Here is a 17,434-nt window from a genome sequence, read left to right as displayed (position 1 = left end):
CTCGCCGCGCCTGGCACCATGTAAGGACGAAGTTAGGGAGCCCATAATGACCACCAGCGCCGCCGTCTTTCACCATACCCAGCGTCATATCCTGCATATTACGGGCGAAGATTCGCGCAGCGTCTTGACCCGCGTCATCACCCAAGGCCCAGATGGGGTGAGCGAAGCGCGCGGGCAATGGTCCGCCCTCTTAACGCCGCAAGGTAAGATCATCGTCGATTTTATGATGTTTGATGATCATCACGGCGGGCTCTATCTGGATGTGCCGGCAGACCAGAGCGAGGCCCTGATCAAGCGGCTAAGCCTTTATCGCCTGCGCGCCAAGGCCGAGATTAAACGGATCGAACATCTGGCCCTGATATCGGGTTGGGGGGCCTGCCCCTTGGCCGCTGAGCTACGCCTTGGCTATAGCGCCGATCCGCGCCATAGCGATCTGGGTTGGCGCGCGATAACGCCTCTCAATAAAGCGCAACACTTTCCCCAGGATCTCAGCGCCTATCATCAGATGCGCATCAGCGCCTTGGTAGCGGAATTCGGGGCCGATTATACCAGCGAAGCGGTGTTCTCCACCGATGTGAACCACGATCTGTTGGGCGCGGTGGATTATAAAAAAGGCTGTTTTGTCGGCCAAGAGGTCGCTAGCCGCATGAAGCGTAAGGGCGAAATCCGTAAACGCACTGTCGGCGTTATGGCCGCGCACGCTTTAGAGGTTGGCCAAGTCCTCACCCTGGGTGAAAGCGAGTTGGGCCAGATCACCTCGGCTCAGGGCCAAAATGGCTTGGCGCGCCTGCGCCTTGATCGGCTGAATAAAAGCAAGAATGAGGAGGCATCGGTGACGATTGCGGGCCAGAGCGTCCAGCTTCGCCTGCCTGATGACACCAACTGACAGGTTTTGGCAGGATGATAGGCTAAGCTTTTGGCCAATATAGAAGGAAGACCTAGATGGAACGCTGCGCTTGGCCCGGTGAAGATCCGCTTTATTGCGCTTATCATGACGAAGAATGGGGAGTGCCGGAATATGATGACCGCGCGCTCTTTGAAAAGCTGATGCTTGATGGATTTCAGGCCGGGCTCGCCTGGATCACCATTTTAAGAAAGCGCGACGGCATGCGCGAGGCTTTTGACGGCTTCGATCCAGAAATTATCGCGCGCTATGGCGAAGCCGATATCGAACGCCTGCTTACTGATGCCCGCATCATTCGCTCGCGCACCAAAATCAATGCCGCGATTGGCAATGCCCGCGCCTATTTAGACATTCAGGCCAGCGCCAAGCCCTTCTCAGAACGGCTATGGGATTTCGTTGATGAAAAGCCCGTACAAAACCACTTCGCAAGTATGAAAGAGGTACCGGCTCAGACCCCGACCAGCGAAAAAATGGCCAAGGAATTAAAGCGCCTCGGCTTTAAATTCTGCGGTCCGGTCATTGTTTATGCTTTTATGCAAGCCACCGGTTTTGTGAATGACCATATGACGTCTTGTTTTTGCCACGCTAAGGTGAAAGCTATGTCTTCACCTGAATAATTGAAAGGCCCTCCCATGCGCTTTGCTGTTATGTCGCTTCTTGCCGTATCGACCTTATCCTTGACTGCCTGTAGCACGCTCGATTTAGGCCATGATGAAGATGGCCCATCTGCGCGCGAGCTGGGCGCAAATTGCGAACCCGCGCGCGCCAGTGATCCGGCGGCCCCCGGCGATTGGATCTGCCCGGATGAACCGGGTGATCGCGAAGTGCGCGCAGGCCACCGTATGCGCCGTGGTGACAATTAGTTATACCCTATTTAAAGGGTGATTTATTTCATTCCTTGACGAAGAGTTCGTAAGATAGTCGACAGATCCACGACTCACCGCTAAGGTCCGGCCCTAATTTGCGACGGGGGAAGCAATTTTCCCCCTTATCGGGCACTTAGCCCTTGAAAAGGCGGAGCGAAGCATGGCGACTGCGGTCATTCGATCAACCGGTCTGTGGACCCCGGAACACTCCATTACGAATGACGAGCTGGTCACGGCGTTCAATGCCTATGTCGCCCAGTATAACGCCCAAAACGCAGATGCCATCACGCGCGGTGAGCTCGAGGCCTTAAGCCCCTCCTCAGCGGAATTCATCGAAAAAGCCTCCGGCATTCAATCGCGCTATGTCCTCGATAAAGAGGGCATTTTAGACGTCAATCGCATGACGCCGCACCTTCCCTTGCGCGAAAACACCGACATTTCCATCCTGGCCGAAATGGGCGTTAAAGCCTGCCGCCAGGCGATGGAACGTGCGGACAAGACCTTAGATGATATTGATGGTGTGATCTGCGCCGCATCGAATATGCAGCGCGCCTATCCGGCCATGGCCATTGAAATTCAAGAGGCTTTGGGCATTGAAGACGGCTTCGGCTTTGACATGAATGTCGCGTGTTCTTCGGCCACTTTTGGCATTCGCACGGCCGCATCTTTAATCGAATCGGGTGGGGCGCGCGCGATTTTGGTGGTCAATCCTGAGATTTGCTCAGCGCATCTGAACTGGCGCGATCGCGACAGCCATTTCATCTTTGGGGATGTGGCCACAGCGATTTTGTTGGAGCGTGAAGATCTGGGCGATGGTGGCTTTAAGATCCTCGGTAGTCGTCTGAGAACCAAATTCTCTAACAATATCCGCAATAATTTCGGCTTCCTCAATCGCGCGGAAAGCGCAGATGGCCGCGGCGATCTGGGGGCAGAAGCTGCCAAAGACGATAAGCTGTTTATTCAAGAAGGCCGCAAAGTCTTCAAAGAAGTCGTGCCAATGGTTTCAGACATGATCCTGGATCATATGGGCACGTTGGGCCTGAAACCCGAAGACATGAAGCGGGTTTGGCTGCATCAGGCCAATATCAATATGAATTTGCTGATCGCCAAGAAAGTCTTTGGCCGTGAAGCCGGGGGTGAAGATGCCCCCACTATTCTTGACACCTATGCTAATACCTCCTCTGCCGGTTCGATCATTGCTTTCCATAAGCATAGTGATGATCTTAAAGCGGGCGATAAGGGCGTAATTTGTTCCTTCGGCGCTGGATATTCTGCCGGATCTATTTTTGTGGAGAAGTTGGGCGGATGACACCCCAAAACGATAATATTTTAACCGCACGTATTTTGGCCAAGACCAACGAATATCTCGATTTTCCCAGTGTCGTTGGCCATGAATCTCCATTTTTGGACCATTTGGCGCGTGATTTCGCATCTCTGGGCGTTAAGGTTAACCGCAGCCAGAATATCTGCCATATTGATCTGGGCGGCAAAGGCCCGCTGTTTATGGCTCATGTTGATCGTCATGGTGCGGTCAGCGCCGATGATGGCGCGATGATCTATGCCGCCTATGCGGTGAAGAACGAAAAATACGGCGAAACCGTCACCCCCAGCCCAGAATTTGCCGAAATGGTCTCCCAGCGCTATCTGGGCGAGGAAATGTTCGCTTACGATCGCAAGACCGGCGGGCGCATTGCCTATGGTGATGTTGCGGGCGCAGAGGTCGACGCGCAAGGCCGCCTAGTGATGACGATTGATGGCCTGCCGCCCTTACAGCCCAATACACCGATGGCTTTCGCGCGCCATTTACGCCGGGTCGATGGGGCCTATATCACCGGCCAGCTGGACAACCCGATCTCTGCGGCCGTGTTGCGCATCATGGCCGAGCATGGCTTAAAAGGTCAGATCGTTTTCACCGCCGAAGAAGAAATTGGCCGCTCAGCCGAGCACTTTATCCATTGGGCTGATCAACATTTGAGCGAAACGCCCAATATCATCGTGCTCGACACCACCCCGTTTGATGACGCCGCCGGGGCGTTGGCAGGGGCGGTGGTGTTACGCCGTCGCGATGCCACCTCCTCCTTCCAGGAACAGGCCGTGATCCGTCTGGAAAAAGCCGCTCAGCAAGTGCCCGCCCCGATCATCTTCAAGGACGCCTTTATCGAAGCGGAAAACAAAGCGCGCGCGCGCCGCGATCTTCCGCCGAAATCCCTCGGCATGACCGAGCTGGGCCGCATTATCGCCCAATCCAAAGGCCGCTATAGCGGGGCAACCTTGCAAATTCCGACCTTTAACTATCACACCAATCAAGAAAGCACGACGCCCAAGGCGCTCGTCGCCTTTGCCCGTACGCTGACGACGGTCCAAAAACTCAGCTGATGGAAAAAGAAGGGTGGGTTGACCCCGCCCTTAAGTCCCCAAGGAAAGCCGGATGGTAGGAGGAAGGCTCAGGCCCGCTCGCCATGAAGGGCAAGATCGGGACTTTGGGTTTCGTCTTCGGTGTCGATGCGCAACGGTATGAAGCGCTCAATCGCCCACAAAATGATGAAGGTGAAGACCGCGCAATAGGCGCCCACGGCCAGCGCGCCCCAGCTTTGGGTGAAAATGGCAAGCGGTGCCCCTTCCAGCGCGCCAGAAACGCCCCCGATCGCAGTTTTGGCGAAGATCCCCGTTAGAACCGCGCCGACAAAACCGCCCACCCCATGAAGGCCGAAAGCATCCAGCGTATCATCATAACCGCCTAAGCGTTTGAGCTGGGTCACACCCCAATAAGCCGCCAAAGCGGTGAGCGCGCCAATGGCAAATGCGCCCGAGGGATCAACAAAACCCGCCGCAGGTGTAATCCCCACCAGGCCCGCAACCGCGCCCGAAGCCGCGCCCAGCGCGCTGGGCTTACCGCGCAATATCCATTCTGCGCCAGCCCAGACCACCGCGGCCGTGGCCGCAGCGATTTGCGTCACCAGTGCGGCATGGCCCGCCAAGGCATTGGCCGCCAACGCCGACCCGCCATTAAAGCCAAACCAACCGACCCACAAAAGCCCCGCCCCCATCAGGGTCAAAACCAGATTGTGCGGCGGCTTGGCATCGCGCGGAAAACCTGAGCGTGGCCCGACTTTAAGGGCCAAAACCAGCCCGGCCACCCCGGCATTGATATGGACCACGGCCCCGCCGGCAAAATCCATCACGCCTGCTTCGGCCAGAAATCCACCGCCCCACACCCAATGGGCAATGGGCGCATAGACGATGATCAACCAGATCGGGGTGAAAATCGCCCAGGCCTTAAAGCTCAGCCGTTCGGCGGCAGCCCCGGCAATAATGCCCAAGGTGATAATGGCAAAGGTCATTTGGAAGAGGATGAAAATACTTTCTGGAAGACCGCCAGAGACGCTCTCCAGGCTGAGGCCGGACAGAAAAACCCGCGAGGTTCCGCCCCAGAAAAGCCCCTCCGCGCCAAAGGCCAGCGAATAGCCGATGGCGACCCAAGCCATGCTGACCAAGCCGGCTGCGGCCAGGCTTTGCATCAAGGTGGAGAGCACGGCTTCACGCCGAACCATGCCGCCATAAAAAATCGCCAGCCCCGGCAGGGTCATCATCAAGACCAAAGCCGAGGCCGTCAGGACCCAGGCAATGTCGCCGGGATTTGTCACATCCCCTGTCATGGTTGTTCTCCTCATCTTTTTATCTCGCGCCTTATGGCGTGTTGATAAAAGGGTGAGGTCAGGCGCGGGCCCTGTCAGCGAGAAAACGTGTTCGCACCTGCACACGTTTGAGCCTGCATCAGATTTGATCACGCCCGCCTAAAGATCGCACATAGGGTTTAGAACATGGCCCCCGGATCAAGTCCGGGATGACAGTTTTTGATTTTGTCATGCCAGACTTGATCTGGCATCCATGCCGTGAGCTTGTCGTAAAATTTGCGCGATCAGAACCTTGCTCTACCCGTCCGGCATGGACCCCAAATCAAGTTTGGGGTGACAGCTTGGTGATTTATGATCCCCAGCAAAGCGGGAGTACGCACGCCCTCAACTAGCCGAAAGGCGGTAGCGCAAACTCACCCCCGTCCTCCCGGACAAGCGTTAGCGCGATCCGGAATCTATGAACCTTGCCAGAAATCGTAATAGATCCCGGCTCAAGGCCGGGATGACAGGAGTGTGTCTTTTCCTCCCCTGCGAAGCGGGGGAGGTGGCCGGAACGGCCGGAGGGGGCGTTTATGTATATAGACCCCGGATCAGATCCGGGGTCTTATCATTAAACAACAGTCCTAAGCGATGGGCGTGGCTTCAGTGATTTTATGAACAAGATCATCACCATCGGCTTCGTGGATGGTGATGTAATCGCCCAGGCGCAAGGTGTGATCGCCCAGCTTATAGACCGGTTCATCTGGGCCTTCGCGGTCTTCATCATAGTGGAAATACCAGTTTGAACCGCGATGGGTCAGCCAGCCATCGGCCTTTTCATCCGCATCGGGAGAGAAGCGCACAACGGTGCAATCTTCGCGGCGTGTGCGCCAGACATCCGCGTCCAAGCGGCCATCGCCATCCAGGGGGGCCATAATCACATAGCCGCGATGGTCATCGCCCTCAGGAAAGCCAGCGTCTGGATTACGTCCCACGCGCAGCGTTAAACGAGTTAAGCCCATGATAGTCTCCTTTTCTTATTCGATATGGGCAGAGGAAAGGCGTTAGTGGGCCACCAACAGGTTCGGGCCCTGATCCGCCGTCATCAATGTGCGGGTGACACCGCCAAAGATGAATTGGGCAATCTTTGAATGACCATAGGCCCCAGCGACCAAGAGATCACACCCCTCAGCGGCCTTGATCAGGCAATCGCCCACGGATGCACCTTTTTCGTCAACTTCAAGCGTTGTTGCGGTAATGCCGCGCCCGGCCAGCCAATTGGCGAGACGACGCGGTGCAGCGGCTTCACGCTCATGATAATCCAGATTACGGGTTGAGGTGAGGATGCGCACCTCTTCAGCGGCGTTGAGGAGGGGTTCAGCGGCGAAAACCGCATGGGCGGCTTCTTTGGAGCCATCCCAAGCTACGGCGATTTTGGTCGGCACAGTTGTGGAGCGGCGCGGGGTATAAAGCGGTGCGCCCTCTTCGGTCAGGCAAGAGGTGACAAAATCAGCGAGCGGGCCTTTACCGGCCACGGCTTCGGCGGGCGCGACCAGCAGGCGGACCAGGCGGGCCTGCTGGGCGGCATCGCTGGGCCGATCAACAATACGCCGGAAGGTGGATAGCGCACCATCGCTCATGCCTTTAGCGATTGCGGCATGGAAGCGGCGCTCCGCCTCGGCGGCGAATTTATCAGATTCTTCCTTCACCGCGTCCATGGCGGTGGTCACGACGGCGGCACCGGCCGCGCCCGGCCCGGTCCAGACCATATAGTCGGCCGGATCTGGATCGACAAAGAGACCGCGAATATCCGCGTCATAGCGCTGAGCCAGCGCACAGGCGGCTGCCAGGCAGGCATCATCGGCGGGTGTGCCCTGCAGGGCGACCAGAATACGTTCTTTAGCCATAATCTTTCTCCCTCAACGACCGGTTTCCCACGCCCGATCACATTCCATACCTTGAACTTAGCCGATTTCCGACTAGGACAAAGGATAAGTTTTTGATCTAAGTATGAGACACAATGGCGCGCCCCCCTTCGAATTCCCCTCACAAACGAGCCTGGCAACGCATGCTGTCCGGTCGCCGCCTGGATTTATTGGACCCCAGCCCCTTTGATATCGAGATTGATGACATCGCCCAGGGCCTGGCCCGCGTGGCGCGCTGGAACGGACAAACCATGGGCGATCATGCCTTCTCCGTGGCTGAACATTCGGTGGTGGTGGAGGATTTATGCGCGCGCCTTAATCGCGACTGGCCCATGAAATGGCGCATGGCGGCGCTGCTGCATGATGCGGCGGAATATGTCATCGGGGACATGATCTCGCCGTTTAAGGCGGCCCTGGGCCTGGATTATAAAGCCTTTGAAGACAGGCTAGAAACCGCCATCCAAGTGCGCTTTGGCCTGCCGGGCAAACTGCCCGCCCCGATCAAGAAAGCCATCAAGCAAGCCGATCGGATTTGCGCCTATTTCGAAGCCACACAAATCGCCGGTTTCGCGGTAGATGAGGCGGAAAACTTTTTTGGCGCGCCGCCCAGCGGGCTTCATGTTAAGATCGAGCCATTACCGGTGAAACAGGCGCAAATCCTGTTTCTGGAGCGGTTTCACAGCCTGTTATCGGCCATGGAGAGCCAAGGGTGAGCCAGACCAGCCTTTCCAGCGCGCCTGTCGGGTCCGCCACGATCATGGTCGGGCTTAACGCCGTCATCATCAGTGTTGATGCGACCGAGATGAAGGTGCTGGCCGCGCTGAATCCCAAAACCGGCGAGCTGGCCCTGCCCTTTGGTCCCTTCGATCCCAAAACTCACCGCACCTTTGAAATCGGTCTACGTGAATGGGTGCGGGAACAAACCGGTTTTGAACTGGGCTATGTTGAACAGCTTTATACCTTTGGCGATGAGGGCCGCGACGCACCGCTTGCCGCGCTGGCAGGCAGTGAAGAGGCGCGTGTGATTTCAGTGGGCTATCTGGGTCTCGCCCCTGATGCCCGGCCGGTAAAAGCCGATCAGGCCGGCTGGTTCAACATTTTGCGCTTCTTTCCCTGGGAAGATCATCGCCAGGGCCGCCCGACGATACTTACCGATGTGATCGCCCTGCGCCTGAAAAGCTGGGCCGATGAAGGCGAAACCCCGGGAAAACGTGCCGCGCGCCTGGACCGGGTGCGTCAGACCTTTGGCCTTGACGGCCTTGCCTGGAATGAAGAACGCACGCTGGAGCGTTATGAATTGCTTTATGAGGCCGGATTGGTCGAAGAAGCGGTGCGCGATACCGCGATGGGCGATTGCCCTCTGCCTCCCGCCCCCAAGGGCTTGGGCGAGGCCATGGCATCCGACCACCGGCGCATTCTGGCGACCGCGATGTCGCGCCTGCGCGGTAAAATCAAATATCGCCCGATTGTTTTTGAGCTGATGGGGCCAGAATTTACCCTCTCTCACTTACAAAAAGTCGTTGAGGGCATTGTTGGCTATAGCCTGCACAAACAAAACTTCCGCCGCGCCCTGGATCGCGCCGGTTTCGTTGAAGGCACCGGCCGGGTTGAAGCGCACACGGGCGGGCGCCCGGCTGAGCTGTATCATTTCCGCCGCGACGCGTTGAGCGAAGGCCCCACCCTGGGCCTATCTACCCCACGCCTGAAAGAGTGTTGAGGGGGGCGAGGGCCATCGACCCGAAGGGTCGCAAGCGCGAATGTCCTCAAATAGCCGACAGGCGATAGGTCAAATAAGAAGTGCGCGCCCGCAGCGAAGCGAGGAAACTTCATAAAAAAAACTGTCACCCCAAACTTGATCCGGGGTCCATACCGCACGGGTTGAGCTAAGTTCTGGTTCATCAGAATGTGATGAACACTCACGGCAGGGATGCCAGATCACGTCTGGCATGACAAAACTCTAAGCCTGTCATCCCGGATTTAATCCGGGATCTATGCGCTTTGATGGCAAACTCAATAGATCCCGGCTCTGCGCTGACGCTTCTCCGGGATGACAGTTCTTTTTTACTGTCATTGCGATGCAAGAAGACTTTCCAAAAATCGCCCTCTCCGGCCTTTCAGGCCACCTCCCCCGCTTCGCAGGGGAGGATAATCGGGCGATCAGCCCGCAAGCGCGAACGCGCGCCCGCAGCGAAGCGAGGATTGGGATAACTGGGCGATCCGCCCGCAAGCGCGACCGCCCTCAAGTAGGCGATAGCCGGTAGGACAAATAAGAAGTGAGCGCCCGCAGCGTAAGCGAGGATTTTTCAAGAAACTGTCATCCCGGCCTTGCTTTGGGGTCCATGCCGGACGGGGGTGAGCTGAGTTCTGGTCGATCAGAATGTGATGCACACTTACGCCATGAATGCCAGATCACGTCTGGCATGACAAAACCTCTAAACCTGTCATCCCGGGCAAGCGAAGCGCGACCCGGGATCTATTGTCCGTGATGGCTATGTTTATAGATCCCGGATCTCACGAAAGTTCGTCCGGGATGACAGTTTTTTGTTTTAGCTGTCGCAGCGTAAGCGAGGACACAAAAGAAAACATGGCCCCGGACGTGATCCGGGGTCCATTTTCAATTCCCTAACTTTAAACAATTCCCTCCGCTGTACGGACAGAAAATATACTTGCCATCCCCTTTGAAAAGGCGCATACAAGACCTACCTTAGGCTCAAAGAGAGCATAAACGGTGTGTGACAGCGTCATGCACCGATTTATAAGCCCCAAGAAATGCTCAAATCGAGCAAAAGAAGGGCAGATGGAGGCCAGTATGGACCGCATGGACACCTATACGCACGCTGCGAACACTGACACCAACACGGATCTGGAGATCGCCCCAAGTTTTGCGCCAATTTGGCCTGAGGCGAGTGATTTGCCTTATGATAGTGTTGTTAAGGCCGCGACCGATCCTCTATATGAGCGCGTAAAAGACGTGGTGAGCGAGATGGAATGGCCGCGCTATGCCGCGCTGATCCATGCGATCAATACGCTGAAAGCTGAGCGCGGCGCGGTCATCCTGGCCCACAATTATATGACGCCGGAAATCTTCAATTGCGTCGGTGATATTACAGGCGACAGCCTGAAACTCGCCCAAGTCGCCGCCGAAACCCCTGAAACCATCATCGTTCAGGCCGGTGTGCACTTCATGGCGGAGACCGCGAAAATCCTCTCTCCTGAAAAGACGGTTCTGATCCCCGACATGGAGGCAGGCTGTTCTTTGGCCGCCAGCATCACCGGGGCCGATGTGCGCCGCATTAAAGAGGTTTATCCCGATTATCCGATCGTGACCTATGTCAACACCTCTGCCGAGGTGAAGGCCGCTTCTGATATCTGCTGCACCAGTTCGAACGCCGTTCAGGTCGTCGAAGCGGTGGCCAAACAGTGGAATACCGATACGGTGATCATGATCCCCGATCAGTATCTGGCCAAGAATGTTGCGGCCCAGACGGATATCAAAATCCTGACCTGGAAGGGCTCTTGCGAGGTTCATGAGGAATTTACTCCTCAGGATATCGAAGACCTGCGCGCCGCACACCCCGAGGCCGTCATCATCACCCACCCCGAATGTCCACCCGAAGTCATGGCCGCCGCGGACTTTGCTGGCTCTACCGGGGCGATGAGCGCCTATGTCAAAAACAATCAGCCTAAAACCGCGATTTTGATCACCGAATGCTCTATGAGTGATAATGTGGCGGTCGAAAATCCGAATGTGAAATTTGTGCGTCCGTGCAATCTGTGCCCGCATATGAAGCGCATCACCTTGAAAGGCATTTATGAGTGCCTGCGCGATATGAAGCATGAGGTTCACGTCGATCCCGCCATCGCCAAAGCCGCCAAAGCGTCTTTGCAAGCCATGCTGGATCTGCCGAAAGCTGACAATCCACCGGCCTTCGAGACGGGTAAAGCCGCCATCCCTGTGCCTTACGTCGCGATCTAAATGTTATGACATCGCCTGATCTGAGCGCCCCCGACGTGATCATCGTCGGGGCCGGGATTGCCGGTCTATGGACCGCGCTCAATCTTGCCCCGCGCCCCGTCACCGTGCTGACCGGCAGTCCTTTAGGCCAGAACGCCTCTACCGGCTGGGCCCAGGGCGGGGTTGCGGCCGCGCTTGGCCCCGATGACAGCGCGCAGCTCCACAAAGCCGACACCATCGAGGCCGGAGCAGGCTTGGTTGACGCCGCCGCCGCCGATCTGCTGGCGCGCCAAGGCCCCGGCGAAGTTGAGGCCCTGGCCGCCATGGGTGCGCCCTTGGAACATCATGATGATGGCAGCTGGGCGCTGTCGCGCGAAGCCGCCCATAGCCGGGCCCGCGTGGCGCGCGTCATGGGGGATGGTGCGGGTGCGGCGATCCTGGCCGCGCTGATCAAAGCGGTGAAAGCCGCGCCGCATATCACCGTCAAAGATGGCTGGCGCGCCTGTGGCCTGATCGCGGATCTGAACGGGGGCTGCGCCGGGGTTCTCGCCCGCCAAGGCGAAAATCCGCCAGAGCCGATCCATGCCGCCTATACTATTCTCGCCACCGGCAGTTTATGCGGGCTCTATGGTGTCACCACCACGCCCTGGACCAGCCAGGGCCAGGCCCTGGTCTGGGCAAGCCGTCTGGGCGCGGTGATCCGCGATCCTGAATTCGTGCAATTTCACCCCACCGCGATTGATGTCGGGCGCGACCCGGCCCCCTTGGCGACCGAGGCCCTGCGCGGGGAAGGTGCCATTCTGGTCGATGCGGCGGGCACGCGCTTTATGGACGGCGAGCATCCCTTGGGCGAGCTGGCCCCGCGCGATATCGTTGCGCGCGCCGTTCACCGACAATCGCAAAAACCCGGCCGGGCTTATCTCGACACCCGCCAGGCCGTGGGTGAGGCTTTCCCCCATCATTTTCCAGCCGTTTTCGCCGCCTGTATGGAGGCCGGGATCGACCCGCGCCTGAATCTCATTCCCGTCGCCCCGGCGGCTCATTATCATATGGGCGGAATTGAAACCGATTTGACGGGTTTCAGCGGCGTTTCAGGGCTTTATGCGGTCGGCGAATGCGCCTCTACGGGGGTTCATGGGGCCAATCGGCTAGCCTCAAATTCCCTCTTGGAAGGTTTAGTGTTCGGCGCGGCCTGCGCCGATGCGCTACGCCATGCGCCCACGCGTACCCTCACCCCTGGCGAAGGTTTCATCGCGCCTGCCTTGCCACTCGACGCGCTTAAAGCGCTGCGCCATGCCATGAGCGCGGATCTGGGCGTAGAGCGAAACGGTCCAACCTTGCGCGCCATGAAGGCCCATCTATATGAGACCATCGCCGAGTATGGCCCGTGTGATGCGCTGATCGCGGCCCTTTTCGTGTGCGAAGGCGCGCTAGCCCGTCATGAAAGCCGCGGGGGGCATTTCCGCCTCGATTATCCAGATCTCGCCCCTGAAGCCGTCCATACGCGTTTGACCTTGACAGATTTGGCGCTCGATACACGCGCGCTCACGCCCCTCTTAAAGACTGGAGTTCGCGCATGATCCCTCACCTTCCCACTGGCTTGGTTCAAGACACCGTCGCGCGCGCCCTGGCTGAAGATCTGGGCGGGCGCGGGGATATCACCAGCCAGGCCACCCTGCCCCTGGATCTGAAAGCGCGCTATGTCATCGCCGCGCGCGATAGCGGTGTACTAGCGGGCTGCGCGCCTGCGCGCGAGGCCTTCGCCCAGATCGATCCCAGCCTCGCCATCAACTGGACTTTGGATGATGGTGCAGATTTAACCCCAGGCAGCCCGGTGGCGCTGATCGAAGGCTCCGCGCGCTCCATCCTGACCGCGGAACGCACGGCGCTGAATTTTCTGGGCCGGATGAGCGGCATTGCCAGCCTGACCGCGCGCTATGTCGACGCCATTGCCGGCACCAAAGCCGTCATCGCCCACACCCGCAAAACCACGCCGACCCTTCGCGCCTTTGAGCTGCAAGCGGTGCGCGCGGGCGGCGGGGCCTCGCACCGCTTTGGCCTGGATGATGCGATCCTGATCAAGGATAATCACATCGCCGCGGTAGGTGATGTCAGCGAAACCGTCAAACGCGCCAAAGCCTTTGCCGGGCATATGACCCGCGTCGCGGTGGAGGTCGATCACCTCTCGCAATTGGAAGACGCGCTCACCGCCGGGGCGGATAGTGTGTTGTTAGATAATTTCAGCCTGGAGGATCTGCGCGCCGCCGTCGCCCAAACCGCAGGGCGTGCCATCTTAGAAGCCTCCGGCGGGGTCACTCTCGACACGGTGGGTGCGATTGCACAAACCGGCGTCGATGTTATCTCCATTGGCGCGCTGACCCATTCGGCAGCCAATTTCGATCTGGGCATGGACGCGGCCTAAGCCTTTTAGCATTTGAAATGAAAACGCCCCGCTTCGATGAAGCGGGGCGTTTTCATGAACCCTATCGGGAACAAAGATCTAGGCTTCGCGTTCCCTTAAGACTTCGCGCTCTGCGCGGTTGGGGAAGCGATAGAACACATGGGTCCCGATTTGACGGGTGCGAACCAGGCTGGGGGCCCAACGCGGATTGACCGCTGTGGTGTGGTAGTGGGTCGCAGACTGGGTCATGATCGGGGCAAAGCCCATCAAGACATGCTCAGCCACCAATTGAGAGCGGGCCCAGGCACGCCCACGGGGCAAAATCCCCAGCGATCCATCACAGGTAAAAGTGAACTGGCAGCCCGTTGAGCGCTCAGAGCCCTGATAAACCACGCCGCAAATACTGTCCGGATAAGCCCGATGGCGCACACGGTTGAGGATCACCTCAGCCACAGCCACCTGACCGGCATAGCCCTCAGAGCGCGCTTCGTAATAAATAGCTTGCGCCAGACATTCGCGCTCACGCCCAGCATCTTCGGCCAAACGCAGATGTGACGCATCAAAGGCATGGAGATCCTCCAGCCCGCGTAATTCAACACCAACGCCTGAAATCTCATCAGAGATCACGCGCACGGCGGCCATGTCCAGGCTGTCCACGCTTTCAGCGTGCGGGTCATTGCCAGCTTGTAAATACGCCACCGCCAAATCGCGCCATTTTGCGCTATTCTCTTGGTCTTGAGCGCGCTTTGCAACGACGGGCATCCCGACGACAAAACCAGTCAAGCACAAGACGATTGCCGATACCTTGAAAGCCCCGGCAAGACGATGACCCAAACGGGATTTATTCATTAAGCGTTCTTTTCCTTGATCTCGGCCAAACCTAGTCTGGCTGAATAATCAGTTACTTGGCACCCTATGAACCTATACGATAGGGTGAAGCCGTAAACAGAATATAACTCAATCGTTCAGGGCATGTAGCGGCTGACCCCGCGCCCGTCAAGACACACACTTGTCACACAAGATAACGAAAAACCGGCCCAATGACAAGAATTGGGCCGGTTCACGCAAAAATATCAACACTTTATTATTTGTTTTGCAAAGCCGCTTGCGCTGCTGCCAAACGTGCAATCGGCACGCGGTATGGCGAACAAGACACATAATCAAGGCCAATCTGCTCGCAGAAACGAATGGAGGCCGGATCGCCGCCATGCTCACCGCAAATGCCCAGTTTCAAGCCTTCACGGGCCGCGCGCCCGCGTTCAGCGCCGATTCGCACCAGATCGCCAACGCCGTCTTGATCGAGCGACACAAACGGATCTTTCTCGAAAATGCCCGCTTCCAGGTAAGAGCCCAGGAATTTACCCGCATCATCGCGCGACAGACCGAATGTGGTCTGGGTCAGGTCATTGGTCCCGAAGGAGAAGAACTGAGCGTGTTCGGCGATATCACCCGCACGCAAGGCCGCACGCGGCAGCTCGATCATGGTGCCGATCAGATATTCCGGCTTCACACCCGCTTCACCGGCGACTTCGTCAGCGATGGCGGCAATGCGCACTTTCAAGATTTCCAGCTCTTTCGCGGTCGCGACCAGCGGGATCATCACCTCGGCGACAGGCTTCACGCCGGTCTCTTTTTCGACCAAGGCTTGAGCTTCGAAAATCGCACGCGCTTGCATCTCATAGATTTCTGGGAAGGTGATGCCCAGACGGCACCCACGATGGCCCAGCATCGGATTGGTTTCATTCAGCGCGTGGGCGCGCTCCATCAATGCGCTCGCAGAAATGCCCGTGGCCGCCGACACCGCCTTCACATCATCTTCTGTGTGGGGCAGGAATTCATGCAGCGGCGGATCCAGCAAACGAATAGTGCATGGCAGATCGCCCATAATGCGGAAGATCTCAACGAAATCATTGCGCTGCATCGGCAGGATTTTCGCCAAGGCCGCAATGCGCCCATCTTGATCATCCGACAGGATCATTTCACGCACCGCCGCGATCCGGTCCGCATCAAAGAACATGTGCTCGGTCCGGCACAGGCCGATCCCTTCAGCGCCAAACTCTTTCGCGGTCTGAACATCGGCTGGCGTTTCGGCATTGGTGCGCACGCCCAGACGACGCACCTTATCGGCCCAGCCCATCAATTGCGCGAAATTGCCGGTCAGCTCGGGCTTGATCATCTTGGCTTCGCCCATCAGGACTTCACCGGTCGCACCATCCACCGTCAGGATATCGCCCGCGCGGATCGTACGTCCGCGGGTGATGAGGGTCTTCTCAACGGCGTTGATCTTGATCTCACCGGCACCCGACACACAAGGACGCCCCATGCCGCGCGCCACAACGGCAGCGTGCGAGGTCATGCCGCCGCGCGCAGTAACGATCGCTTGGGCGGCATGCATGCCGTGAATGTCTTCTGGGCTGGTTTCCACGCGCACCAGAATGACTTTCTCACCCAGGCTGGCCAAATGCTCGGCCTCATCAGAATCAAACACCACCTTACCACAGGCCGCACCCGGTGAGGCCGGAAGGCCCTTGGCGATGACATCGCGCGGAGCGTTTTCATCAATGGTGGGGTGCAGTAATTGATCGAGCGCAGCCGGATCGACGCGCAAGATCGCTTCTTCTTCGGTGATCAGGCCTTCTTCGGCCATGTCGCAGGCGATTTTCAAGGCCGCACGCGCGGTGCGCTTACCATTACGGGTTTGCAGCATCCATAAACGGCCCTGCTCGACGGTGAACTCGATATCTTGCATGTCACGATAGTGACGCTCCAGCTTATCGAAGACCGCGATCAATTGGGCATAAACTTCAGGCAGCGCCTCTTCCATCGAAGGCTGGGTGTCGCCCATCTTCTCGCGCATGGCGATGGTCAGACATTGGGGGGTGCGGATACCGGCCACCACGTCTTCACCCTGCGCATTGATCAAGAACTCACCATAATAGCCGGTATCGCCCGTCGAAGGATCGCGGGTGAAGGCAACGCCCGTCGCAGAGCTGTCGCCCATATTACCAAAGACCATGGCCTGAACATTGACGGCGGTGCCCCAGCTGGCCGGGATGTCATGCAAGCGGCGATAGGTGTTCGCGCGGTCATTCATCCAAGAGGCAAATACGGCCGAGATCGCGCCCCACAGCTGTTCGCGCGGATCGGTGGGGAAGGGCTTACCCAAAGCCTTTTGAACGGCTTTCTTGTAATCGCCAATCAAATGCGCCCAGTCATCGGCGCAAAGCTCGGTATCCAATTGATAGTCGTGGTCTTCTTTATATTGCTCAAGCAATTCTTCGAAGATGGAGTGCGAGACCCCCAAAACCACGTCAGAATACATGGTGATGAAGCGACGATAGGAATCGAGCGCGAAACGACGATCACCCGACAGCGCCGCCAGCCCTTCCACCGTTTCATCATTCAGGCCCAAATTCAGGACCGTATCCATCATGCCCGGCATCGAGGCGCGCGCACCGGACCGCACCGAAACCAGCAAAGGATTGGAGGCATCGCCAAAGACTTTTCCAACCTTGACTTCCAATGCGCTCAGGGCTTCATCCACCTGTGCGGCCAAATCCTCAGGATAGGTCTGGCCCTTGTCATAATAGGCCGTACACACATCGGTCGTTAGCGTGAAGCCCGGAGGCACAGGCAAGCCGAGCTTCGCCATTTCAGCGAGGTTCGCGCCCTTACCACCCAAGAGATTACGCGCGCTGGCATCGCCGTCCGCGCTGCCGCCACCAAATGCATACACCCATTGTGTCATTGGGAATCCCCTTAAGAATAC

15 protein-coding genes are annotated in these 17,434 nt (G+C 57.8%); 10 read left to right on the top strand and 5 right to left on the bottom strand.

From position 1 onward, the window contains the following. The first annotated feature begins 46 nt into the window (after positions 1–46). The 5 genes from ygfZ to H151_RS0108705 all read left to right on the top strand — a co-directional run bounded on the left by ygfZ (position 47) and on the right by H151_RS0108705 (position 4,146). Complete coding sequence (ygfZ, locus tag H151_RS0108725; RefSeq protein WP_019961279.1) at positions 47–886, top strand: CAF17-like 4Fe-4S cluster assembly/insertion protein YgfZ; 840 nt, start codon at positions 47–49, stop codon at positions 884–886. 56 nt (positions 887–942) lie between these two features. Then, positions 943–1,521 carry a DNA-3-methyladenine glycosylase I gene (locus H151_RS0108720; protein ID WP_019961278.1) on the top strand — a complete coding sequence of 193 codons (579 nt, stop codon included), beginning with the start codon at positions 943–945 and terminating at the stop codon, positions 1,519–1,521. A 15-nt stretch (positions 1,522–1,536) separates the two neighbouring features. Then, on the top strand, positions 1,537–1,767 hold the full coding sequence (locus H151_RS0108715; protein WP_019961277.1) for a hypothetical protein: 231 nt from the start codon (positions 1,537–1,539) through the stop codon (positions 1,765–1,767). 163 nt (positions 1,768–1,930) lie between these two features. After that, positions 1,931–3,079: a beta-ketoacyl-ACP synthase III gene (locus H151_RS0108710; protein ID WP_019961276.1), complete on the top strand. Its 1,149-nt coding sequence runs from the start codon at positions 1,931–1,933 to the stop codon at positions 3,077–3,079. Further along, a complete protein-coding gene (locus tag H151_RS0108705; RefSeq protein ID WP_019961275.1) occupies positions 3,076–4,146 on the top strand; it encodes a zinc-binding metallopeptidase family protein in 1,071 nt (356 codons plus the stop codon). The genes H151_RS0108710 and H151_RS0108705 overlap by 4 nt, the downstream gene beginning before the upstream one ends. A 68-nt stretch (positions 4,147–4,214) precedes the next feature. Here H151_RS0108705 and H151_RS0108700 read toward each other — a convergent pair whose 3' ends face one another. From H151_RS0108700 to H151_RS0108690, 3 genes are all read right to left on the bottom strand, one after another. Then, the gene (locus H151_RS0108700) at positions 4,215–5,426 is read right to left on the bottom strand and encodes an ammonium transporter (RefSeq protein ID WP_019961274.1); all 1,212 of its coding nucleotides are present in this window, start codon (positions 5,424–5,426) and stop codon (positions 4,215–4,217) included. Positions 5,427–6,028: 602 nt separating this feature from the next. Continuing rightward, a complete protein-coding gene (locus H151_RS0108695; protein ID WP_019961273.1) occupies positions 6,029–6,406 on the bottom strand; it encodes a hypothetical protein in 378 nt (125 codons plus the stop codon). Between the two features lie 42 nt (positions 6,407–6,448). Then, positions 6,449–7,291: a universal stress protein gene (locus H151_RS0108690; protein WP_019961272.1), complete on the bottom strand. Its 843-nt coding sequence runs from the start codon at positions 7,289–7,291 to the stop codon at positions 6,449–6,451. 161 nt (positions 7,292–7,452) lie between these two features. Between H151_RS0108690 and H151_RS0108685 the strand changes: the two genes are divergently transcribed. From H151_RS0108685 to nadC, 5 genes are all read left to right on the top strand, one after another. After that, on the top strand, positions 7,453–8,022 hold the full coding sequence (locus H151_RS0108685; RefSeq protein ID WP_019961271.1) for an HD domain-containing protein: 570 nt from the start codon (positions 7,453–7,455) through the stop codon (positions 8,020–8,022). Further along, entirely contained in the window at positions 8,019–9,026 is a 1,008-nt protein-coding gene (locus H151_RS0108680) for an NUDIX hydrolase (protein WP_019961270.1), read from the top strand. Before H151_RS0108685 ends, H151_RS0108680 begins: the two co-directional genes overlap by 4 nt. Before the next feature lie 1,101 nt (positions 9,027–10,127). Continuing rightward, positions 10,128–11,285 (top strand): quinolinate synthase NadA, encoded by a 1,158-nt coding sequence (gene nadA / locus H151_RS0108675; RefSeq protein ID WP_156823464.1) that lies wholly within the window; start codon positions 10,128–10,130, stop codon positions 11,283–11,285. A gap of 5 nt (positions 11,286–11,290) precedes the next feature. Then, positions 11,291–12,844 carry an L-aspartate oxidase gene (locus H151_RS0108670; protein WP_019961268.1) on the top strand — a complete coding sequence of 518 codons (1,554 nt, stop codon included), beginning with the start codon at positions 11,291–11,293 and terminating at the stop codon, positions 12,842–12,844. After that, a complete protein-coding gene (gene nadC, locus H151_RS0108665; RefSeq protein WP_019961267.1) occupies positions 12,841–13,686 on the top strand; it encodes a carboxylating nicotinate-nucleotide diphosphorylase in 846 nt (281 codons plus the stop codon). Before H151_RS0108670 ends, nadC begins: the two co-directional genes overlap by 4 nt. Before the next feature lie 78 nt (positions 13,687–13,764). Here nadC and H151_RS0108660 read toward each other — a convergent pair whose 3' ends face one another. Continuing rightward, complete coding sequence (locus tag H151_RS0108660; RefSeq protein ID WP_019961266.1) at positions 13,765–14,514, bottom strand: cell wall hydrolase; 750 nt, start codon at positions 14,512–14,514, stop codon at positions 13,765–13,767. A gap of 235 nt (positions 14,515–14,749) precedes the next feature. Then, entirely contained in the window at positions 14,750–17,413 is a 2,664-nt protein-coding gene (gene ppdK, locus H151_RS0108655; RefSeq protein ID WP_019961265.1) for a pyruvate, phosphate dikinase, read from the bottom strand. Positions 17,414–17,434 lie beyond the last annotated feature (21 nt).

It is taken from the genome of Woodsholea maritima DSM 17123 (assembly GCF_000382325.1).
GTDB lineage: Bacteria > Pseudomonadota > Alphaproteobacteria > Caulobacterales > Maricaulaceae > Woodsholea > Woodsholea maritima.
This window is presented reverse-complemented; position numbering and strand designations above follow the sequence as displayed.

Coding starts and splice junctions, on each gene's coding strand:
- ygfZ (WP_019961279.1), top strand. CDS start 47: ATGACCACCAGCGCCGCCGTCTTTCACCATACCCAGCGTCATATCCTG.
- H151_RS0108720 (WP_019961278.1), top strand. CDS start 943: ATGGAACGCTGCGCTTGGCCCGGTGAAGATCCGCTTTATTGCGCTTAT.
- H151_RS0108715 (WP_019961277.1), top strand. CDS start 1,537: ATGCGCTTTGCTGTTATGTCGCTTCTTGCCGTATCGACCTTATCCTTG.
- H151_RS0108710 (WP_019961276.1), top strand. CDS start 1,931: ATGGCGACTGCGGTCATTCGATCAACCGGTCTGTGGACCCCGGAACAC.
- H151_RS0108705 (WP_019961275.1), top strand. CDS start 3,076: ATGACACCCCAAAACGATAATATTTTAACCGCACGTATTTTGGCCAAG.
- H151_RS0108700 (WP_019961274.1), bottom strand. CDS start 5,426: ATGACAGGGGATGTGACAAATCCCGGCGACATTGCCTGGGTCCTGACG.
- H151_RS0108695 (WP_019961273.1), bottom strand. CDS start 6,406: ATGGGCTTAACTCGTTTAACGCTGCGCGTGGGACGTAATCCAGACGCT.
- H151_RS0108690 (WP_019961272.1), bottom strand. CDS start 7,291: ATGGCTAAAGAACGTATTCTGGTCGCCCTGCAGGGCACACCCGCCGAT.
- H151_RS0108685 (WP_019961271.1), top strand. CDS start 7,453: ATGCTGTCCGGTCGCCGCCTGGATTTATTGGACCCCAGCCCCTTTGAT.
- nadA (WP_156823464.1), top strand. CDS start 10,128: ATGGACACCTATACGCACGCTGCGAACACTGACACCAACACGGATCTG.
- H151_RS0108670 (WP_019961268.1), top strand. CDS start 11,291: ATGACATCGCCTGATCTGAGCGCCCCCGACGTGATCATCGTCGGGGCC.
- nadC (WP_019961267.1), top strand. CDS start 12,841: ATGATCCCTCACCTTCCCACTGGCTTGGTTCAAGACACCGTCGCGCGC.
- H151_RS0108660 (WP_019961266.1), bottom strand. CDS start 14,514: ATGAATAAATCCCGTTTGGGTCATCGTCTTGCCGGGGCTTTCAAGGTA.
- ppdK (WP_019961265.1), bottom strand. CDS start 17,413: ATGACACAATGGGTGTATGCATTTGGTGGCGGCAGCGCGGACGGCGAT.